The following is a 25098-nucleotide window of genomic DNA, read 5'->3' on the forward strand; positions in this document are numbered from 1 at the left end:
AATAATAAACGGCTTTTTGTATTTAATTATTTATCAAAATCATCACTAAATAAAATGTATATGTATGCATCAATTATATCTTCAGTTCTTTTGTTGATGCTTTTTTCTAACTTACAAAAACTGTCTAAACTAAAGTTGTAAATTTCTTCTTCATTTACCAAAGGCAATGAACTAATTGATATTTCTTTTTTATCGTCAAATAAAGATTTTATGCCCGGTATTTTAACGGATTGAGTTGTTATGTTTTTTATGCCATGAGTAATATAAGATTTATTTGATTTATTGCTCATTTTTGAATTATCATTCTTATTTAATAAAATACCATTACCAATTTTATAAACTAAGGAACTATACTTTGTTGTCAAATCTATATTATTTTCTTCTAATATATTTTCAAGTTCCTTATTAGGTTTTTGTGGCAGTACATGTTCGTATGAATAATTTATAAAATCGATTGAATTATTTTTCTCTTCATAACTTCTATATCCTTCAAATCAAAAAGGTTGATTACTATTATGAAACCCATTAAAAACTCTTCCTATAATAATTTTATAAAACTTGTTATTAGCGGGTGAAAAACTTTTTGAATCATCAATTTTTTCGTAATTATATGTTTCATACATTTTCTTTTTATAGGTAAGAATTCAATCGTTTTGAGCTTGATTTTTAATAGTGGGGTCTAAAATTTTGAAAAGTCTTTTATACAATTTAATTATAGTTTCATAATTTATTTCATCTTCTTTAGTTACTAATTCTTTTGAAATAGCAATTATTTGTTTGCTAAACGATTGTCCTTTAAAGCTTATTTCTCACAACGCTCCAAATTTTTCGATTTTATGTAACGCTTTACTAAACAATAACGCAACATCATTTCTAAGGTTTTTTGATTTAAAAATTTCCATTTTTTCCGCTAATGACCAAATTAATGGAGCATATATTGATTTAGATCCGCCAGAAGTTATGTGATGTATTTGAAAACTCATAAATTTTATTTCTTGAGCCCTGTCTTCAATTTCTAAAACAAAGTTCTTAAGTTCTAAACCTTCTTTTTTGAATGTTGTTTTATCGCTTTGCATAATTTTATTAACAACATCAAAAGTTCCTGTTTTTGAGTACTCGTATAAAACAACTTGTTTTCACATTTCTAAAACTATATTTTCTGATGACTCATAATGGTCTACTAGTATTTTAAATTTTTCAAAAGCTTTTGTAGTGTTGTCATAAAATTTTTCGTTTATACGATTAATATCATCAGCCCTAAAACTCTTTACTAATCACGCATCCAAAAATGCTTGTATTTCTTTTAAGTTTTCGTCAGCATCTTCTTTTTGGCTCTTTCTAAAAAATAAATTAACACTATTATTAAAAAGATTTATTAAAACTTGCTTACCTTGGGTTTTTTCGAAAATCAAGTTTCTTAAAAGGTCTAATGCCCCCAATTTCTTGCTATATTGATTTAGTTGTTGGAAAACTTTTGTTAATGCATCATCACCATTATCTCTGATTATATTAATATTAAATTTAACATTGTCAACTAAATAATGAGCAATTTGTTCTAATTCTTCAAATTTATCATCACCAATTTTCTCTTCGATAGTTCTAATGATTTCATTATAATTTTTATAAAATCTTGTATTTTTATTTAAAGATTCATTATTGACATAGAATAAATTATATAATTGCTCGTAATGCTTATTATTTTCATTAGTAAAACTCCTTAGCATTTCTGGTAACTCTTTAATATAACCATTTTCTATTAAAGCTTTTTCCGCTTGGCTATTACGCATTCCTTTAGCTTTTCTTAAAACGGATAAATAAATAATCAATAAAGAAATAATTCTTTGTTGTCCATCAACAATATTGAAATAATTATTAACATTCATTAATATGATACTGTTTAAAAATGAAAAGTTTTTAACCCCAACTTTATTAGAACCTTCATATATATTATTAAACAAACCTTTAATCATTTGTTCATCTCATGAATAAGTTCTTTGAAAAAGCGGTATTCTATAATTTAATTTAGACCAAGCGCTTAAGAATTCTCCAAATGATATAATTTCGGATATTATATCTTCATTTATTTGTGATTCTCTTAATTTCTTTACAAGTTTATTATTGTTTAATTGATTATTTAGTTCTTCTATTTTTATACTTGAGCTACTAATATCGATAAACTCATATTCTATTTCGGTAACTTTAGTAATTTTTTCAATTTCATTTACAGTTTCCACAAAGATAGATATATTTTTATCTCTTTCTGATTCAGACAAATTTTTTCCTAAAAGATTTGAAATAAAATCGTTAAAATATAGATCACTATCAATTTTTATGTTTCAATTCTTGGACAATTTACCTTCAGAATATTTTTTATCTATAATTAACAATACATTAAATCAGAATTTTGTCTCAACATGATTGATATTTCTATAATCAGTTAAATTAGATGTCTCTTCATCAATGTTTTTTAGTGGAGAAATTATGTATTTATTTAAACTTGTTTTCAAATTTTGTCTTATAAAATCATAAATAATTTCTTTATTAAGACTTTCGTCGTTATTTTTATGTTCATCAAAAAATCTTATTAAATCATGATTAACATAAAGGTAATTTTCGTTTTCTTGTACTACACCTACACTTGTTAAAACATTGATTAATTGTTTGTAAGTTGATTCTGAGTTATTATTTTGATTATTATTATAAAAAGTTACAACAGGCTTATCCTCGAAAATATACTTCTTTGAGTTTTCGTTATGATTAATTTTTTTTATTTTAGAAGTGTTTACTTTTATTACGTCTATCCATTGAACAACACTTAAATCGATATATGTAGATACACTTGTTCCAATTTTTCATATTTCATATCCATTTAATTTAAAAAAATGTTCTCATCTATTTTTGTCCATTTTCTTCTCCTAAAGATTCAATATCTTCTATAACATTAAAGACTGAGGTTATAGATTCTACCACTATAGAATTTCCTGCTTGTCTATATAAAGAATCTTTTGTTAAAATATTCTTTTCGTAAAGTGGTCTAATTTTGTTAAAATCATTTTCAGCGAACCCCATAAGCATAAAAGCTTCCTTTGGGGTAATAAATCTGTAATTTAATTTTCCTATTAAGTTATTTTCGTGTTTAATAACCCCTGTGCAAGGTATCCTATCTTGCTTGGTTGTTAAAGTATTAATTATAAAATTCGAAGATTCATTTATGATTTTTTGGCTATTAATCATTTTAACTCTTGAAGGTGTATCATTAATCAAAACACTAATATTGTCTTTTGAATTTAGATCAAAATCAAAAACTTTATTAAAGTATTTTTTTCTCCCCTCTAAATCCAACTTTCTTGTTTCATTTTTAGAATCAATATATTTTTTAAATTCTTCATCGTTATTAAATGGTGTATAAACATCTTTTAAAACGCTTAAAGCAAATACACGTTCTCTTTTTTGTATTGATCCCGCATCTATTCCGTTTATAATTGTTGTAAATGTTTTATATCCAAGCTCGCTTAAAACACCTTTTCATTTTTCATATTCTGGGGCGAACTTCTTAGATAAGAGGTTTTTAACATTTTCCATTATTAAATATTTTGGTTTTTTATTGGAATTAGACAATATTCTATATATTTGTCACACAAGACTTGAAGTAGATTCATTATCATTTATCCCCTTAGCTCTACCCATATTTGCCACAGATAAGCCTTGACAAGGAAATGAATAAGTCACAAGATCTATGTCTTTTTCTTTAAGAATATTTGGGTTTAGCTTTGTTATATCAACTTGATTATCACTTAATAATATTGATGCAGCTAAATATTTCTTAAATAAAAGGTTTTTTGATTTAATTCTTGATCCTGACTTAGAATTTAAAGAAATATTAAATTTATTTAAAAAAACATTTATATCGTGTTCTGTAACTAGTGAATTTTTTATTAATATTTCTTCATATTTTGAATTTAAATCATGATGTATAGCGGAATATGATATATTAGCTCTAGCATCTCAATCAGCTGTAGCTACAATATCAAAAATCTTTTTTCCTCTTTGAGAATTTATGTTTGTTATTGCTTTGTTTTGTGCACCTATTCCCGAAAACGTTTCTAGTATTTTTATAGTTTTTGCCATAAAAAATTAAATAAAAAAAGTTCTTAATTGAATTTAAGAATTTTTAAATTGAGAAAGTTTTCGAAATAAGTTATTTATTGATATATATATATATATATATTAGACATTAATATTTCATTATAGTGCATATGTTAATTATACACTATTTATCATAACTTTAAAAAACTGGGCACATTAAATAATCGCTTGAGTCTATTCATTTAACAAATATTAAAAAGCAAAATATAAGTCCATCATCGATTATTGTACATAGTATGTAAATAATTCTATATAATTAAAATATGGAGGGAAAATGAAAAGATATGATTTTTTAAAAATTTATAAACCATTAAATGAGCTTGTTGATGATATAGAGCTTTTTGATTCTTTAGTTAAGAATGGCTTCAGCATTGCAAAAGATATATTGAACATGGATGAATTGGAAATTCAAAGAATTTCTAAAAACAAATTAAAAGCAAAAAAATTAAAAAATATAATAAAAGAAGTATATAAAATAACCACTTTTTTAAAAGCTGACCAAAAGGCAACATATAACTTAAATAATGAATACTTTCTCGATTATGACATAATTGATTTTTATAATTTGGAAACTGTTAATCATGATTTTTTAAAAAATGAAAATATAAAAACTATATCTGATATGTATACATTCTTAGATAAACCCGTTTCTGTCCCTAAAATAAAAAGAGCGAATATTATCTTGAAAGAAATAGAAAAAATTAAAATATCGGAGTTAAATGATATAAAAAATGAGCACGTATTGTTTTTAGACTTATGAAACTCTCTTTTTAAAATATCGCCAATTATAGATAATAAGATTGAGTCATTAATTGCTAAAAACAACAGCATTGAATCCATCAAGACTCAAAAAATAGAAATAATATCACTCTACATCGAATATCATTTAAGAAAATCTAATATGCTTACTAAAATTGATGAGTTTAATGAAATCATAAAAGATTTTGAACACCTAAAAGAAGAAGTTCTCAAATTTTTATCAAACAAAATTGAATTTATAAATGAATTTATAAAATTGAAGAAACCTTCTATAAAACAAGTTGACCTCATAAATTTAGAAGATGAGGAATATAGACGTCTATACGATATTGTATTCGGTGAAAAAGAAATTGTGCCAGACATAGGTTATTACTTAAACAAATTTAAACTAATAAATAAAAAAATGAATATTTCATTTGACGAAGAATATTTTGTATATTTAAATAATACTTATGATATTAAAAATAATGAATTAAAAGATTATTTCTATTTAAACGAAATGCAAGTATATTATATTGACTCATTTTCAATTTCCAAAGCAACAAGAGCTTCAATAGATGAAGCAATAGATGATGATTTAATACCAGATGATTGAAAAAGAAAAATTGAACAAATAATTTTTAAATCAAGGCATTATTTAGATTTACCTAACGGAAAATATATAAAAAATAATAAAAGAGATATTCTTGAGTTTATAATAACAAATTTTGCACAAGATTATATCCATATTGATGAAATACATGCGCACTACCAAAGAATTGTTAATGAAAGCTCTTTGACTGATGACACAAAAGAAAAGACATTAAAAGATTTGAAATTACATGATATAGAATCTATATTACAAAGGATGGAATGCGTTATTTTAAACCTAAATAAAAAGTATAGATACTATTCGTTAATTAAATATAATTTCGATCATTTTTTAAAAGAGTTAAACTTAGAACAATATGAGGATTCAATCTTTTCAACAAGTTTTTTCATGAAAAAATTCCCAAAGCTCATGGAAGAATATGATATCAGAAATGAGTATGACCTTCACAATATATTAAAAAAAGTTCTGCAAAATAAACTTAGTAAAATTTATTTCGGGAGAATGCCTATAATTAAAATTGGTACACCCAATGAAGAAGAGCAAATATTAAACTTTCTAAGAGAATTAAAGAAATGTCATCATGACGAATTTTTTGAGAAATATAGTGAAAAATTTGGGTTTCATAAAGCATCCGCAATTTCGAACTATAGCAAGTATTTAGAGAAATATTTTTCTAATGGTTATTACTCTATTGAAAGCGGAAAAATTAATACAAATATAGATAATTTTGAATTTCAAAAATTAAAAAATGAATTGAAAAAGGATTTTTATACGAAAGAGGAATTTTTAGAAGAAGCCAAAAATATATTAAATAAAGAAATTTTAATTAATCAATACTTATGCAAACAAATTGAATTTAATGAACTAGATGGTTATTTATATAGAAGTTTTGGTTCCAAAAATATTTTAGGAGTAATACAATACCACCTAAATAATTGTGAAAAATTTGAAATAAAAAGTTATTTAGAGAGCTTGGGATTTAGTAAAGAATATTTTAAAACTAACTCTTTTAATTCTGCAATAGCTGAATTAAAAAGAAATTTCGAAATTATAAAGGTAGAAAATAAAAACATCTTTTCTTCTTTTAACACAATAAACAAGAATACAGGAATAAAAAAAGAAGAAATAATAGATTTTTGCGAAAAAGCAAAAGAATATACTAACAATGAATCATTAACTTATTATGAACTTTTAGAACATGGTTTTCAACACCCATTAATAAAATACAATATGAGCGACACTTTTTATAAGTATCTTATAGATTGAAATAATTCCTTTGGTAAAAATATAGATCTAAAAAAGAATGAAATAAAAACCAATAAAACTAACAAAGAAAGTACTATCGAAATTGAAATAAAAGAGCAAAACAACGAAATCACAAAGAACGCAAGCAATTCAAGAGAAGTATTAATATTATTAAATTTCTTAACCTCATGATTTATCAAAAATGAAGAAGAACCAATATCTATAGATTTATTAAAGAGAAATATTCAAGAACAGTTTAATATTGAAATTAATGAAAAATATATTATTGAGCTACTATCTGTTGTCCCATTCTACTACCATAATAAATTAGGATTAATTTTTAAAGATAAAAATACTTATTTAAAAATAATTAGTGAGTATTAATTTTAAAAAACAATTTTGAATAAAAAGGTTGTTTTTTTATTTTTTCATTTATAATATTACTAAACAGTAATATACTAAAAAAGAGGATATATGAAAAAGAGATATAAAAAAATATTTTTAGCACTACCTGTTGTTTCTTTACCAACGTTCCTGACTATTTCTTGTGTAAATAACGAATCGAAAGATAACCAATTTTTCAATAAGAATATAGATTTTTCAAAATCAATTGGAAAGAAAAACAGCATAATTGAAAATAATGTTGTAAACGAGCCTGAAAAACAAACAACTCCGAAATCAACATCAACAAATAACGACAGTAGTAATAAGCCAAACAAAGATAAAATTTCTGAAAGCAGTTCAAATAGTGATGCAAATCCAAAAACCAATACTAATAATGATTCTAATAAGAAAGAAAATGAACTAAGTAATGAAGGCAAAAATAATGGCGCCCCAGAAAAAGAAGACCAACTTTTAGATGGTAAAAATAATAAAGAAAAAGAAAACAATTCAAATAGTGATGCAAATCCAAAAACCAATACTAATAATGATTCTAGTAAGAAAGAAAATGAACTAGGTAATGAAGACAAAAATAATGACACCCCAGAAAAAGAAAACCAACTTTTAGATAGTGAAAATAATAAAGAAAAAGAAAACAATGATTTAAAAGTTCAAAATATTTCCATAATATATGATGATACCGGCGAATTATATAGTGTAATTTTAAATACTAATAAGAGTAATTGAAAGACTAAAGAAGCATTAAAATACTCTTTAAGTTACACATTATACAATGATGTTAAAGCTTCAGGAAAAAGAAATAAAGCTATAGGGAGTACGGATGATGACAAACCATCTTCTTTAATATTTTTCGAAGAAAATATTGAAAATTATAAAAATATTTCTATTGATTCACTTACTTACAATGGATTTGAAGTTGACTTAAGCAATCTTGTTAAAGAATTTCCTTTTCCCAAGAAACAAAATGTCGAAAATGACGCAGAACCTGCAGGTGAAGACAATAATGAAGCAACCCCTCAAGACAACCCAAATAAGGAAACAGAGGCTTCAGGTACAGAAATTGATAATAGTCATTTCGATTCAAATGCACCATTTAATATTGTTTCACTAGAATTCATAAAAGACATAGATATACCTGATGAAGTGGAATTAGTTGTTCAGCTTGATAAAGATATTGAAGATAGTATTGCGAAAACAGTTTCTATTGAATTAACTAAATATATAAATGAAACAGAAATGTCAGAGGAAAAATTAAGATTTAATGTTATACCTGTTAAAAGATTGAATAAAAACACCTTAAATTTAGATATTTACGATTTAGAACCAAGCACAAAATACAAAGTTACAAAGTTATTAACTGGCTCAAATTCTATAAATTTACCAAATTCTAATACTGAATTTATGACTCATCCCGTTACTACCACTAATGAATAATTTTTATTAAATGCCTCCTTAAAAATCCGGAGGTTTTTTTACAAAAAATATTTGTAAATTATTACTTTTAATATTATAATATTACTAAACAGTAATATATTAAAAAGGAGAAAAATGAAATCATTTTGAAATTATGTATCTTTTATTCATAAAGTTACATTAAAAAAGAAAAATACTGTAATAATTCCCGTTATATGAATGGTTGTTTCAATCATAATAACATTTGCTTTATTTTCATTTAATTTTGATGATAAAGCCAAAACATTAATATTTTATATAGTAGTTTTTGTTGAGTTATTATTAACAGCACTTTTTTCATCAATAAAATCAATAAATATATTTAAGGATCTAGAAGAAGAGGGTATAGAACTTTTAACACTGTCTAAACCAATATCAAGGCGCAAAATCGTTTGAGGTAAAACAGCAACAAACTTATTATTCGGTATCTACTGATCACTATTGATGAGCTTATCAAACTTACTTATAGTACTTTTAGGACTACATGACTATGCTAATTTTATTTTAGGATTAATTTCCCTACCTGTTTTTGTAATAGCTTATATGATTTTTGGTAGTTTTAGTTCTCTTATAGCATACAAAATGAATGCAAAGGTAGCTATAACAATACCATTAGTTGTATTTAGTCCTCTAGTTATTGGTGGTACAATTATTTCTTCTAAAAGTACATCAACAAGTAATAACGTCGCATACTATTTAAATTCCCAATATAAAAATAACCCTTCAGGAAATGTAGCGAACATTGAAACTTTTTATTTAAATGATAATAAGGATACATTTTACATAATACCAAATGGTGCGGATAAAAAAGAGTTAAGAGATGATCAAATAAATTATCTAAAAGAAGCTTTTAAATACTCAAAAAATTCCGCCACAGAATGACAAATATATTCATATTTATCACTACCATATCAATTTGTTGATTATTTTAATATACACAACATCAATATATCGGATACATTTACATCTGGGAATATAAGCAACTTAAATAACTATCTTTATTACAGGAAAAATGATAATTTTGCATATAATTATGATTTAAATACAAAAGTTAATTTAAAACAATATCATATTACAGATAGAATAGTTAAAAAACAAGACGCAGATGGAAACTTTTTAAAAGATAGTAATGGAAATGATATTTTAGAATCAAGAATCAACAAACCAGCGTATTTAGTGCCTGGTTCATTAAAATCACAAAGTAATATTCCTCATTTAATAAACACAGATATTATATATGCAAGAGAAGGTGCAGAGGATTTTGCTCAGAGATTTCCTGAAGATAAATTTGTTCATTCAGCAACTGATAATTTGGTAGGAGAATTAAAATGAGCCTACATTAAAGAACTATTAGAAAGCGAAGTTTTCGATTATTATGCTAATAAATTGGCAACAGAAATATCTGAAGACCTTAAGGAAGCATCTCTTGATAACATAAGCGAAATTAAAAGTATTATCTTTGAAGTTATATCAAGAAATCTAAAAAATGATGAATATGAATTATTAAAAATTAACGATATAAGAACAGAGGTCCTTAATAAAGCATCATTAGAAAATAGAAAAATCAAAACTGTTTCTGAAAAGAAAATTTATCTTGCTACAGCTTTTATTTATTATCTTTACTTCAAATACAATGATACTTTTATAACTGATGCAATTTTATATAACGAGTCAACAGATAATTTTGATCCTCATTCATATTCTATAGCTATTGACAATTTTAGATATAGAATTGGTGGATTTAGTAAATATGTTGCAAAGCAACAAATTGAAGAAGAAAAGATTACAGATAGCGAAGGAAACGAAAGCAAGGAAAGAAAGGTTAAAATTAGATATGATATCGAACCTTCTTCAAACTATTTATTCCAGCCGTTAGATGAAGTTTGACAAGTTTCAAGAAACAACAACCCAACCGTTAATAAAAACCTATACTTTATAATTTGAATCTCCCTTGGATTTATATTTATCTTAGCAAATAACACACTATACTTTAAAAAGGATTATAAATAATGGAACAAAATATTTTAGAAGCTAAAAATTTAACAAAAATATATTCAAATAGCAAGGAAAAAACAGGTATATTTAACTTAAATTTTAATGTACCTAAGGGTTCTTTTCATGCATTCATAGGAGAAAATGGTGCAGGTAAAACAACTACAATAAAAAGTATTATTGGTTCATATATTAATTTTGAAGGTGATGTTACTATTAACGGTATAAACATTAGAGATTATAAAAGTAGAAGGGCTCTTGGTTACATTCCTGAAAATGCTATTTTCCCAAAGGAATTAACAGTTCAAGAATATTTAAGATACCTAGGTCAATTACACGGGACACCTAAAAAAGATCTTGATAATAAAATTGATGCAATGCTTAAAGAATTTGAAATAGAAGATTTGAAATTTAAAAAACCTTTTAATTTTTCATCTGGTCAAAAAAAGAAAGTTCTTTTAATTCAAGCTCTTTTAAATAATCCTGAAATAATTATTTTAGACGAACCAGCTGCAAACTTAGATCCAACAGCAAGATTTCAATTATTTAGCTTACTTAAAAAACTGCATGAAAAAGGAATTACAATTTTTATTAGTTCACACATTTTAAGTGAAATAGATAAATTTGTAGATTCATTAACATTAATACATAAAGGTAAAATTGTTTATTCAGGCCCTAGATATACTGATCTAGAAACAATATTTTATGAAAAAGTTATTAAAGGTTAATTCAATTTTACTAGCTAGTTTTTTAAGTACTGCACCCATAATTGCGTGCAATAGTAGTTATAAACAAAATAATTCATCGTCAGAAGAATCGCCATACAAACATTTGATTGAAGAAAACTTGGTAATAAATCCTGCAATTAACGAATTTGCAAATAAGCACTTTTTTAAAGGTGATAAAAAATCGTTGAAAGAATTTTTTAATGAACAAATTCGTGTTGAAAGCAAGTTCAAAAATGAATTAAATATTTCATTAACTTTTGCTCCTTTATTCATTCCTAATATATTAAATATTGCTTCTGAATTTCAATTAAAACATGCGATAAATTCTGTGGACGTAATTTCTCAAACATTAACTCAAAGATGATTTTGATATATCCAAAATATAAAAAATTTTAGTTATGTTTTCAATAATTGAAGATCTGACTTTAAAGATTATAAAAATGCAGATAGTAAAGATGATGAATCGGATAAAAAAGTTTTCGAAGAGGTTTATAAAAAAGAAGGAAAACTTCTAAAAGTTTTTAAAGATTATTCTATTAAAGAATTTAGTAATGAATACAAAATAGAAACAATGAAAACAGATAAATTCTTTAATGTTAAAATAACATTTTTAAGACTTGTCGATAGTCATAACAATAGTATTTTAATACCTATTTTCTTATATCAAAAAACAGAAAATGGAGATACAGAAATATTAATAACAGGTGATATTTTTAATTTTGAAAATGATAATAATGATTGAAAAATAATTTATGAAAAATTAGCAAATTATATTTCAGAAGGAAGAAAATACTTTGCTCAAAAAACTATAGATTATCAAAAAAGACTTTTCGACCAAAGCAGCAACGATGAAGGCCAAAAATTTGATGAAACAAAGTTTTTAAAAGATTACAATGATGTTAAATTCTTACAAAATTATAATAAAAATAACTATATGAACGCTTTTTATTACGCTATAAATAAATTTAATAAAGAATTACAAAACGAAAATATGATTCATAGATATACATGGGGGTTTGTAAATGAAAAATAAGTTAAAAAAAGTTTATTTATCTGCACTTTTAATTTTACCAATATCAGTTTTTTCGTGCGCAAATTACTCAAATCAAGCAACTTTGAATTCTATTATTTCAAACGTTGATTCCGTAACCTCTCCTTCTAGTGATAATAAAAAGAAATCTCATGAAACAATTATTAATACCATACTTTTAAACGCATTTCGCTCAGATAGAACCAAAATTGTTGAGTATACAAAAACACAAACAGAAAATTATGAAAAGTTAATGAATGAATTTAAACTAATATCTGAAGGTTTTTTTAAGTCACAAAATAAAAAAGAATTTGCTATTAGTCAACAAGAATTTTTTAAAAAAAATTGATATTTTATACTAAATAATCTTGACAAATTTCAATTTAATTTTATTGAATTTGTTACATCTGATCTATCTAAGAATTACTCAACAAGCGAAGAATATCAACAAAAAATGAGAATTAAAGAATCTAATAATAAATATAATCCTTTCGAGTTTGAAAATACTTATTTAGAAAACATTAGAGAAGGAGCTGAATCAGCAGAACTTGGTGACGCGTTGGTTTACTATATAAGAAAAAATAAAATGATTTTTAGAATTTTAATAAATAATCTGAGAGCTGAAGGAGCTAATCCTGAAGTATTCTTGAGACCAATAAATTGAAATTTTGGGGAATCTACCGCAAACACTATTTCACCTTTATTAGTTTCTAATGTTGTACACCAGTTGTTTATTCATAACTATCCAAAGGGGCGTGAAGAATTTGAGAACGAAATGGTTAAAAAACAAAAATACGGTTCACCGAGTTTTGTTTTTCCAACAGTAAAATAAATAGGAGTCATCATGAAAAAAATATTTAAAAAAGCGTTATTGTTAAGTTCTTTTGCTTCTTTATTAACATCAACAATTGCTTGTTCAAATCTAGAAAACAAGTCAAATGAACAAAAATACCTAAATTCTTTAACATTAACCAAAAATAATGATGAAGAACTTGAATGAGAAAATTTTCTAAAAAGAGGCTATGTTGACACTATTTTAAACTCTGTCTTTAGAGATGATATCTCAGCAAGGAATGCGTATATAAAAGAACAAAGAGAATTAGGTGATGAGTATTTAGATGAATTAAGAACTTGAGTTAGATACTCAAACAATATTGTCTTTCCATATGATAAAACTCAAATTTTCAGCTTTTTATTTTCTAGTCCTAAAAGAAATTTCGCTACTTCTTACGGAAGCAAACAACTAAGTGACCTTTACAAAAAAAATTGATTATTTTTCTTATATAATTTAGATAAGTTTGTTTTCTTACAGTTTCCGAATGTCGCAACTTCTGATGAAGCTAATTCAGATTTAATTGATGAAATTGAATCAGCAAAAAGAATTTATGATGATTTTTATATATCAGAAAATAACGAAATAATTGATTATGTAGTTCAAAAATATAGCATAGAAATAGATGAAGATGATAATTCTGAAATCTATGAAGATAGAATTTTTCTATTAACAAAAGACGGTAGAATTTTGCGTTTTGATATATCAGGGAACAAAAGTAATAATTCATTATCAAAAAATAATCCGCCAGCTATACACCAATATCTATACTCTTATCCAAAAATTATCAAAAGTAATGATAAACTAAATGATTTTGATCTAAAAAAATACATTGAAGTCGTTAAAGAATGGGGTGACTTTGATTATAAATTTAGTGAATCAAAAAAAGCATTATATACAGATGAATATGGTAATAGAGAATTTAGATACACACTTATAAACATCAAGGAAAAATAATTATGAAAAAACTTTTTTGATTAGCAACACTTGCTGCGCCCATTTTACCCTTATTTGTCTCTTGTGCAAACACCAAAGAAGATGAGAAAAGCAGAGATCAAATTAATTATAAAAGCAAAAATATAACAAAAATTTCAGAACAACTAGAAATTACTGATGTAGAAGCTTCTATAAATGATATAAATTTTAAATGGAGTGACTTTATTGATGAATTTAGTAAATTATCAATTTCATCATCTAATTATTTAAAAGACTTTGAAACATTGATAAACAAAAATTGAGCGTTATTTATTTCTAACTTGGATTATTTTGTATTTAAGCAAATCCCGAATAATAAGTGATTCTTACACAAAGAAAACGAGAATGCAAAATACTCTGATTTATATAAACATAGTATTGGTTTAATAAAAATAGAAAACGAATCAGTACCACATAGTCATATAAAATTCCCTGATAAAATAGGGGGCGCAAGAAGCTTTAAAAGTTTTTCAGATGTATCAAATAAATTTATCTCAGCCAAAACAGGTAATGCAAGTGTATATGCGTCTTTAGGTAGAGTTATTATTCAAATAGAAAAACAAGGAGAAAAAATTCATTTACTTCCAAACTTACTTTACTTCGTAAACGAAACAGGGGCATATAATGGCCCTATTAATGGTAAATTATGAGATATTGTAATAAAAGTCTTAAATATAACTTCTGATGGTTTTACAGAAACATTAGGAGTAATTATTGATAAATCTACAAAAGAAATTGGCTATCCAGCGAATGTTTATATTGATAAAAAATAACATATAAAAAATCTATGTACTACTACATAGATTTTTTGTTTTTCTATCTGTGTCTTCTTAATCAACCATCACGCAATGAATCTAGAAGTGCGTCGGTCATAGATTTTCCAGAATAACGATCTCTATTACCATTTCTGTAATATACATAAGCAAATAATTGATCTGATCAATAATTACTTAATCTTGTATTTATGCTTCTATTTCCTACTATAAAATCTCAATTGTAGCTTCCGCTATATGTAGCACCTACAGCTTGTCTTTGAGATGAATTCAATCTATTAAATTGATTAGGGTATCATCCTTTTGCTGTCAAGAAAGCATCATCTAACGCTGAAACGAAAACGCTTTCAACATCGAGTGAAGTTCCATTTCAAAATGCAAATCCGCTAACTGCTTTGTCATGAATAAATCAAAGCATTAATGCTGCCATTCTGTATAAGACTTTATAATGCATGTTAGCTTGAGGGTTGCTAAAGTTGTAATTACCAGTTGATGCTGTAAGGAACATATCTCTAAATACTGGTCTAAACAATACTGAAATAAGCTTTTTAGTTCTTTCTACTACTGTGAAAATGCTTTCATCAAAACTGAATCCATATGGAGCATCTTCAGGTGATTGAGCGCCACCGCCTGATTGGTTTGAACCGCCACCGCCGCCTCCGATAAGTTGGTTTTTGATAAATGCGTAAACACCTGTCATACGTTGGCGATCACTTGTTTCAAACATCCTATGTATTAATCTCACATAGTTATTATCACCGATTCTGTCAATAAGATATTGCAAGAAGTCAAACTGTGATAAAAGTTTATGGAAAGATATATTTCTTTGATCATCAGTTAAAATAATGCTGAAGGCACCATTTGTAATAGCATTTTTTACTAATTTTATATTTTCTTTTCCGATACGTTCAAAATCAATTGATTTTACATTTTCATAAATCTTATCAATGATTGTTGATAATTCCCTTCTTTCTGATAGAGCTCTGAAAAATTGGGCAACAATACTATTCATCATACTTGCATCAGATGTAAATTCAAGCATAATACCAGCATCTCTAAATTTAGAAATTAAAACTTGTGCAACACCTTGAGTTAATCTATTATCAGGATTTGTTAAAATGCTTTTTACTCAATTTGTAAATTTAGCCTTTAACTCTCCTGATCTAGGCGTTTTCATTAAAGTATTTAATGCAGCTAATCAGCTCTCATTTTTATTATAAACGCTAGCTCTTTCTATGAAATCACTAAGAGAAATTTTTAATGCATCTCTTAAATCAGGGTTTTTAACAGCTAATACCAACATGTCATTGATTAAACTTCTATCTATATTAGTATTAGAAGAAACTAATACACTTGCTAATCCTAAATTACTAATTATGTCCCTTATTTTTTGTTCGTTGTCCAAGAAGTTTCCGATTGCTTCTAAAACAAGAGATAACATAGCAGTTTTATTTTGTTGAACTAAAGGATCGTTAAAAATCCTTTTAATTGTATTGAAGTCACTTGGTTTAACTTCGTTAAGTAAACCGTTAACAACTTCTGTGGGAATATCTCTAAAATTGTTGGTTGTTTTTAATTGATTTATAACACCAGTTAAAGCTTTTTCAAAAATCTGTTGTCTTTCTAAAAACTCTGCAAAACCATTGCTCAATTTATTTATTATATCATCCGCATATTCATTATTATTTATACCTAAAAACGTAAATGCTTTTTCTAGAATTGAACGAACAGCTTCAACTGTTCCTTGTTTTTTGAATCCGTTTTTTATTATTGTTAGCACTCTTGTTTTAAAATTATTTTGATTCGATTCTACTGATATATATACTTTAACTATATCCAAAATAGAATTAGTATTAGCGAATTGATCTTTATTTGACAGAACATATGTAGCAATATCATTAACCAATTCTCTTATGCTTGATGATTCTAAAATATCATTAAAAATACGTGTAAACTGTTGTTGTGAAATTAAATTATTTACAGTAAATGTTTTTGCGCTTTCAGGCAAACTTGACCAAATTAAGTTTCCAAAATCAATTTGATCAAATACGGTTTCAGATATATTGCCAATTATTTGTATAACATCATTTTTTCTATTTTGCACTTCATTATGATTAATAATTTCTTTAAACATTGCAGTAAATGAAGCGTCAAAATTCTCGTTATTAAAGAAGGTCTTTGCGCTGTTGCTTAAACTTTCAATAATTGTGTTTAATGAGATAGTTTCGTAGTCAATTTTGACTTTAGCATATATGTCATTAACTAAATTAGAAGAAATTAATAAATGTTTATCTATAATCTTGAAAATCGGTAATAAATTGCTAATCATTGTTTCTGGATTAGATATCCCTTTAAAGATCTTGCTATAAGAACTAGAATTTATTTCTCTAACAATTATTCTAGATAAAATCGATTTTAAGGAAGGATGATCAAGTAACTTATTTAGAATATATGATATAAGTTCTTTACCTTGTGTTTCGATTGCTGGAATATTCGAAATTCTCTTAATCAAGTCTTTAAAACTATTTGATTCCTTAAAAATATTTCAATTATCAACAAGAATTGAAAGCATATTTTTTGCTCTATTGACAAAAGTTGGATCTTTAAATATAGAATCAAACAATTGATTTAATTCCTCGTTTGATATTGAATACTTATTAGCAAATGCTAATTTAGAAATTTCTGTTGTGAAAAATGATCTTAATGTACCGTTATCAATTAGTTTGTTATATATTCTTTCAACAATATTAACAAATCCCTCTTTATCGTTTTTGATGAATTCAAAGTGGATAAAGAATTTTTTGTATAAATCAAATTCATTATATCTGATTGAATTATTTAAGTATGAACTTATTTTAGTAGATACTTCATTAAAATTGTTTGAATTAAGAATGAAATTGATTGTATTATCCAAAATATTAGGTCATAATCCTAAATCTCGTATAAATGGAATTGTATTAGTTAAAAATCCGTTTACTAAATTTGTTTTATTAATTCCGTTTAAATTCACTCCATATTTTCTAGATATGTTATCAATTAAATTTAAAACCAGTTGAGTTGTCTTGTTGTTTCTAGGTATATTTAATGATGCATTTTCTAAAAACACTTTAAACGCATCTCTTATTTTGTTGTTTGATAATAGTTTTTTAAACAATTCAAAAGGATTATTCAAGAAGTTTAATCACTCAGTGTTAGCAAGCAACTCAGGAGTAACTGAATTTATTAAAGAATTTAAATTATCTGATTCTAAAATAATATTAATAAAAAGCTTGATACTTTCCTTATCTAAAATTTGTAAGAATGGTGAAGACGGATTTATTTTGTCTATTTCAATTGAAATAACTTGCAATAAAGTACCTTTGTTTTTTAAACCGATTATTAACTGCGAAATTAATGAATTAAAAGTGTTCTTATTCTGCCTTATAAAATCAATGCTTAATATCTTATCTATAAATTCTTTAGGATTTGAAGTTACTGTAGTTTGTATAATGCTTGAAACTTCTGGAACAATGCTTGCAAAGTCTGTTGACATTTCTTCAAATGAATTTCTTGTTTTTGCAAGTTTAAGTTTTTCAAAAAACTTTGTTATTATCGGATCTATTATATTTATTTTATTAACTATTTCATTAGAGTTTTGAGCGATTAACAAAATAAACCCATCCATTTCGGTTTGATCAACATTTACACCAAGTGACCTTAATGTTTGTTTTAGTACTCTATGCAATGATGAATGAATTTCTTCTGTATTCAATAAGTCATGAATCAATCCCTTGATACTTGTTTCTAGTGTCTCGATATTAATTATTTCAAATAATTTTTTAAATAAATCTGTATATGAACTAATTGAATTTAATTCATTAATTCTTGAAAATAATGTTCTTAAGGCGTTCTCAACTATTGATTTAAAGTTACTGTTACGTAAAATGAAATTTGCTAATGTTTTTAAATCTTCTAATGGGAAAAATTCTAAAATTTTATTTTTGATATTTTCAGGAATATTATCGATAATGTTGTTAATAACGTCGGAATTGCCCAAGTTTTCAATAATATTATTAAATATAATTACTAAGTCATTTTGATCAGAAGAAAATAGATTTGACTTCGCAATATCTTTAATAAGATTAATAACTAACTCTTCAGAATTATTAGTGCTTGTTATTTTTAATTTAACAGCACTAAAAAGTGATTGAATAATAGAAGAAATATTTAACTTATATCCATTAGTTTTTAATGCTTCAAATAAAGTATCAAATAACACATTACTTAATTCAAGACGTTTGTCTAAAATATCATAAATAGATATTATATTTTCTGCCAATGTATCTTTGTTATTTACACCATTAAAATATGGCGCTAATGATTCATTATTTAAAAAGTTTAAAATTAAAGTTTTTAATCAATTTTTAAAATCAGTTCGACTTAGTTGTTCTTTAATAATTTGAACAAAATCTGATTGAATCTCACTTTTAAATCCTTCTAAACTAAAAATTGATTTTACTAGGTCATTGTATGTTGAATTTATTTTTAAAGTATCTGTATTATCCAATAATTTATTAATCATTTTTTTAAGCACATTATTCATGCTTGTAGATGAAAATATATTTATAACTAGGTCTCTAAATTGTGCAGACTCAACATTTAACGCTCTAGAAATATCGTTGAATAAACTATCAGGAATTAATTTACGAAGCTCATTTTCTTTAAGGTATTTATCTATTAACTTGATAAATACATTTTTTATTAATTCTTTTTCTTCTTTTACAAATCTCGAACTTAAAACAGCTTTCACAAATTTATAATCAGTAAAATTGATTGCTTTTATTAATTTATTGCCAAGAGTATTTGTTAAAGAGTCTAGTGAATTTATATTACTTATTTCTTCATCTGTTAATGAAAGAGTTTTATCAATGATTGAAATGTTAGAATCAAAATCATTGATTTCCAGTATAAATTCTTTGAATTTAACGAATTGACTTTGTGTTATTTTGTTTGATGAATCTAATAAATTGTTTTGAATTAAGAAATTGTTGAAAGTGTCTAATAAAAAGTCAGAATTTTGAATTATATATTTAGCTGCAAATTTTATTATTCTAAAGAAATATGCTTTATTATGAGCGAAAATATTTGAATTAAATAAGTAATTAATTAGTTCTGATGATTTTTCTGTTAATTTATTTGTAAAGCTTCCTGATCAAGAACTAATGTATTGCTTTATTGATTGAAGCAAGTCATTATAACTAGAATTACTATCTTTTGTAATTGCATCCACAAATCCATCGATAAACGAATCTTTAATCATTAGTTTTTGTTCAGCTACAAATAGATCAGAAATAAGATTTTTCATAAATGAAAGTGTTTCATTTTCATCATAAATTTCTGTATATTTTGTTTTTATGATATTAGTTAAAATTGTCGCAATTAATGTTTTATATTTATCGTCATTAAATTTGCTTATAAGTGATTTGATGAATGTCTTTAACGAATCTTTGTTCAATCCCTTAATAATTTTTAAAACTATATCACTAATGTTAGTTACATCGCTAAATCTTCCGCTAGAACTAAATAATGAACTAATCTCTGAAAATATATAATCTTTCAAACTTTCATCATTTAATAATGATAAAATGAAGGAATTTAAATCATTAAGTGATATAAATTCTTCAATTTTGCTTGAGTGTTTTTGAAATAATGGATTTGTAATAGTTGTTAAGTTTTCAATAGAACTTGTAAAATGATTGTAAATATTTTTAGTTACTTGTATTAATGAATCTTTGTTTTGTTCAAAGTATCCTGCACTTAATGACTTAATAATTCTAACAATATTAGTTTCTAATTTTGTTTCATTAAACTCTGTTAAAATTTCATCAATAATTGAGTCAGCTAACTTATTTAAATCATTATTATTTTCTAAATTGATAAATTTAGTTATACCAGAAAATATGTGTTCGATAATATTTAAATTTTGAATTTCGCCTGAAACTGCTAAATAGGTATTTTGGATAAATTTTTCTTTTTCATTAACATTATCTAAAACCCATGAGTATTTTTCGTTTTTAAAAATTGAATTTACAAAATATGTTACTAGTTTTGTAATTGTTGTGTCATTTTTAATAGTATTAATAAAAGGTGTTAAATCGTTCTTAATAGAATTTAGAAATGTATTATCACCTAGTATTATTTTAAGTCCTTCAACTGGTGTCTTAATTATTTTTAATTCATCAATCTTTACAAAAAGGTGATCAATAGAACTATTTAAAATATTATGTAAATTTTCATTCTGCGCAAGGCTGCTAAGTGTTTGATTCAATTCTGCTTTCGTTATACCTAGAGGTAATTCATCAGGAATAGAGTTTTTTATTAAATCTAAAAAGTTATTTTCTTTTAATTTTGAAATAAAAAGTTTAATAAATTCTTTTAAAAGTTCTTTGTGTTCAACAAATAAAGGTGAATTAAGAATTCATTTATATAAATTAATATCCTTTATATCAAATGCTGTTGATAAATTATTTAATAAATTCCCTGCTATTTGATCAATATTATTCGAGCTGGATAATGCATCAAAAATTGCAGATACAAAATTACTATATTTATTTGTTTTTTCCAATACTGATAATAAGCTTGGTATAACTTTTTCGATTAATGGTGAAAATTTAGATTCTACAGGAAATGCAGAATTTTTTGATAATTCTATTAATGATTTAGATAAGGTCTTATTTAAAGATATTTCATCTAATAAATCAATAAACAATTCTTTAAGATTTGTTTTAAGTAAGTCTTTTATATTTGTGTTTATTAAAAGTGAATTAACCAATTCTTTTTGATTATTAATGTTATCAAGTAATAAAGGATTTGAGATGACTGCCAGTATTGACTTTTCAATAATTTTTGAACTTTCTCCATTATTTAAGAATCTTAAAACAAATGTAATTATTTCGTCTTTATCAACATAATTTATAACCGGCTCAGATTCAAGTACTTTAGCAAGGTCATTATTAATTAAATCAACAAGTAAACCACTATTGTGTAGTTCGCTGTATAGCACTTTTGTTAAGATAGCTAAGTATGATGGATTGTTTTGAACATATTCTTTTTTTAGAATTCTTTTAATTAATTCAATTGGGTTTGTTAAGGATCTTTCTTTTAAAACTTTTATAAGCTCTGAACCTAATGTTTCTAAAGATTTAACAAAATTACTTGATGTCTTTGCATTATTTATAAATTCAAAAAACTTTGTTATTAAGGGTTCAACTATGTTTAATTCAGTAACAATTGTATTAAGATCATTAATTAATTCACTAATAAATTGATGATGAGTATCATTTATTTCAGGAATATAGTTAGATAAAAATCTTATTAATATATCCTTTACAACATTTTTAAATTCATCAGAGTTTCTTGTATTATTAACTAGAGAAATAGAATTTGTTTTTATTGAATCAAAATCTAAGCTACCCAAAACTTTTAAAATAATTTCATTTGTTGATGTAACGTTCTTGAAAGCTTCGTAATTTGTTATTGTTGAATCAATAGCACTAGTAAGTAATGATTTAGTCTCACTAAATGACATTAACTTAGAAACAAGGCTATTTAAGTTACTTTCAGTAACATACTTAGCTACTGTTTTATTGCTTAACAAGGCACTAGTTATAGCTGCAGAAAATTTAGAGATATTTTGATCTTCAAATAAATTTATAATAAGTTGCTTTAAAAGTCCATTGTGGCGTGCTGCTAGATCAGAATTTGCAAGCGTCTTAACTAACTTAACAATATTATTTTCTGTATTATCAGAACTAAATAATTCTTGCAATGAACCTAATATTGCTCCAGGTATAACGTTAGATATGTTGCCTAGTCCGTGTATTGATAATTCGTTTAATGTATTTTTTATAAATAAATTAATAATATTAAATTCTTCGTTTAAGTTTTGGGCTAATTTAAAAATATCTGCAACAGCTAAATTGATTTGTTCACTTGTAATTCCTTTAGATAAATGATTGCTTTCTAAGTAACTAAAAATTAAATTAGAAACAAAAGTTTGAACCTTTTCGTTTTGAATAATATTTTTAAGGTTATCATTAATTAATTTTGCAATTTCTGTATTATTTTGATCATTTTTGAAAAATGCTTTTATAAACTCAGTAATTGATGATAAATCCTTAAAATCATTTGAGTTAAAAATAAAGATATCAATAAATTTATCAATTAGTTGTCTAAAATCGCTTGAGGATATAATTTCTTCTAATAGATTAGAAAATTCTTCTTTGTTAAATTCAATGCCTTTTAGTTTGTCAAGAATAGGTGAAGCAATTAATGAAACAATATTAGTTTTATAATTTGCTATTATATTAGAAACTACATTTTTAAGAGCGCTTGATATTTCGTTTTTATCATTATTAATTAATTCACTTTCCGCAAGTGTATTAATAACCAAAGCAATATTATCAAGATTAATAATATTAGCGACAAAAACTTTTTTCAATGTTTCTAAATTCAAATTATTTTGATCAATTAATGCATTAATTTGGTTTTGAATATTACCTAGAATATTATTTAGGTTTTCTGAGGCAATAATCTTACTTATTATTGCGCTAAAGAATGTTCCTCCATGAGAAGATTTTTTTAATAAAATATTTTTTAACATCCCTTGAGGATCTATTGAATTGTAAAAATTATTATCAGTTAAAAACCCAAAAACTTCTTGTACATAATGGTCAAAAATTTTAGTTAAACCAGAAATTCTTTTTGCAAAATTATAAGGACTTCTTTTTGAATTGATATGATTTTCGTAATCAGTAACTTTATTCATGAAGTCCAAAGAATTTTTACCAATAACTACTTCGTCTGAATTAGTAACTTCTATTTGATACTCAGATGTATTTGAATCTGATTTTAAGTATTCCTTATTAAAATCATATTTACTATAATATTTTTCATTTAAATTTTCTTTTGTTATTTTTAAATATATGTCTGTTGCTAGTTTTTTATAACCTTTTGTTCCTGGGTGGATGTCAAAAAAGATAGAAGTAATTTCTTTTGCGTTGTTTGTTCAAAAATTAGGATTATAAGCTTGTATGTAATTTATAGAAGTAATTTCTGAAATTTGCTTTAAATTATCATTTATAACTTCTGATAAAATGTTACCTGCCTTAATGTCGATAGAATTATTAAATAATTCTTTTGAAATATATTCATTAAGAATATTAAACAACATTTGCATCGGCATTGGGTAAGATATTAAATTGATGTTTGAATGTGGTGCAACTTCTTTTAAATACTGAATGAACTTAATAAGTCTGTTTTTAATTTCAGGTAAGGTAACTTGGAAAAGTTTATTAATAAAAACTATAGCATCATTTAATACAGGCTTTTTACTTAAAAATTTATTAATAATGTTTAATGCTTTGCTATCATTAATTGTCTCAAAAAACAAACCAAAAAAGTCATTTGCACCTAGTGTAAATGTAATTAAATTTGATTCTTGTAATTTTTTAATGATATAAGCCTTTAATGAATGGTGATTAGGAAAAATCCTTTCAATAGTTTCATCAGAAGGTGTGTTAGGATATTCGATCTCAAATAATTTAATTCAATCTAACGTCCTTGAACCAGATACAGCAAAATTATCAAAAGAAGCTATCCTTTGATTTTGATTTAACATTCTAGCTAAATATGAAGCATAAGAAAGACCTGATATAGATCCATCTTTTTCTAACTTGCCTTTATAGTCTTCAGGTAAAGAACCATCAAAACCAGCTGTTATAGAATCACCGATTGCAACATACTTAATTTTAGTATTTGCAGAAATAAAGTTTTTAGATCTTTTTCTTGGAAAGTCTATTTCTGATATTTGATTTCCTGAATTATTTTGACCGCCTAAAATACCATTATTTCTTTCTACTGGTGAAATAGCTCCACTAGGTTTACCTGGTGTATTTGTATCTACCTTGTCTTTGCTAGCAACCTTTATATCGCTACCACCTGACTTTATCGGTTCTGATGAACCTGGCGCCTTACATGCTGTCACAATACTAGCACTAATTGCTAATGCCATCATTGACATCAATAAATTTTTTCTTTTTTTCATAACACCCCTTTATCTAGGTTTTTATATACGTAGTATATAATACCATAAAAAAGTTAATTCATTAGTCAAACAAAAAGGTTATAAAAAA

At 25.0% G+C, this 25098-nt stretch carries 11 protein-coding genes; 8 read left to right on the forward strand and 3 right to left on the reverse strand.

The window, feature by feature from the left end:
- Positions 1 to 26 precede the first annotated feature (26 nt).
- Positions 27 to 2906 carry a DUF262 domain-containing protein gene (locus AXW82_RS00855; protein ID WP_004794907.1) on the reverse strand — a complete coding sequence of 960 codons (2880 nt, stop codon included), beginning with the start codon at positions 2904 to 2906 and terminating at the stop codon, positions 27 to 29.
- Entirely contained in the window at positions 2893 to 4128 is a 1236-nt protein-coding gene (gene dcm / locus AXW82_RS00860) for a DNA (cytosine-5-)-methyltransferase (protein ID WP_004794905.1), read from the reverse strand. Before dcm ends, AXW82_RS00855 begins: the two co-directional genes overlap by 14 nt.
- Before the next feature lie 292 nt (positions 4129 to 4420).
- Here dcm and AXW82_RS00865 point away from each other — a divergent pair, with 292 nt between their 5' ends.
- The 8 genes from AXW82_RS00865 (at position 4421) to AXW82_RS00900 (ending at position 14926) form a co-directional block, all read left to right on the forward strand.
- Complete coding sequence (locus AXW82_RS00865) at positions 4421 to 7126, forward strand: hypothetical protein (protein ID WP_004794904.1); 2706 nt, start codon at positions 4421 to 4423, stop codon at positions 7124 to 7126.
- Positions 7127 to 7216: 90 nt separating this feature from the next.
- The gene (locus AXW82_RS00870; protein ID WP_060913320.1) at positions 7217 to 8578 is read left to right on the forward strand and encodes a hypothetical protein; all 1362 of its coding nucleotides are present in this window, start codon (positions 7217 to 7219) and stop codon (positions 8576 to 8578) included.
- 114 nt (positions 8579 to 8692) lie between these two features.
- Positions 8693 to 10606: an ABC transporter permease gene (locus tag AXW82_RS00875; RefSeq protein ID WP_004794900.1), complete on the forward strand. Its 1914-nt coding sequence runs from the start codon at positions 8693 to 8695 to the stop codon at positions 10604 to 10606.
- Positions 10606 to 11316, forward strand: a complete 711-nt coding sequence (locus AXW82_RS00880) for an ABC transporter ATP-binding protein (RefSeq protein WP_004794899.1) — start codon at positions 10606 to 10608, stop codon at positions 11314 to 11316. The genes AXW82_RS00875 and AXW82_RS00880 overlap by 1 nt, the downstream gene beginning before the upstream one ends.
- The gene (locus AXW82_RS00885) at positions 11294 to 12349 is read left to right on the forward strand and encodes an aromatic motif membrane protein (RefSeq protein ID WP_004794897.1); all 1056 of its coding nucleotides are present in this window, start codon (positions 11294 to 11296) and stop codon (positions 12347 to 12349) included. Before AXW82_RS00880 ends, AXW82_RS00885 begins: the two co-directional genes overlap by 23 nt.
- The gene (locus AXW82_RS00890; protein ID WP_004794896.1) at positions 12339 to 13178 is read left to right on the forward strand and encodes an aromatic motif membrane protein; all 840 of its coding nucleotides are present in this window, start codon (positions 12339 to 12341) and stop codon (positions 13176 to 13178) included. Before AXW82_RS00885 ends, AXW82_RS00890 begins: the two co-directional genes overlap by 11 nt.
- 12 nt (positions 13179 to 13190) lie before the next feature.
- A complete protein-coding gene (locus AXW82_RS00895) occupies positions 13191 to 14135 on the forward strand; it encodes an aromatic motif membrane protein (protein WP_004794894.1) in 945 nt (314 codons plus the stop codon).
- Positions 14136 to 14137: 2 nt separating this feature from the next.
- Positions 14138 to 14926: a hypothetical protein gene (locus tag AXW82_RS00900; protein WP_004794892.1), complete on the forward strand. Its 789-nt coding sequence runs from the start codon at positions 14138 to 14140 to the stop codon at positions 14924 to 14926.
- 43 nt (positions 14927 to 14969) lie between these two features.
- Here AXW82_RS00900 and AXW82_RS00905 read toward each other — a convergent pair whose 3' ends face one another.
- Positions 14970 to 25010, reverse strand: a complete 10041-nt coding sequence (locus tag AXW82_RS00905) for an SGNH/GDSL hydrolase family protein (protein ID WP_004794890.1) — start codon at positions 25008 to 25010, stop codon at positions 14970 to 14972.
- Between the last annotated feature and the right edge of the window lie 88 nt (positions 25011 to 25098).

Origin of the sequence: Mycoplasmopsis canis PG 14, assembly GCF_001553195.1 — a bacterium.
Taxonomy (GTDB): Bacteria; Bacillota_I; Bacilli_A; order Mycoplasmatales; family Metamycoplasmataceae; genus Mycoplasmopsis; species Mycoplasmopsis canis.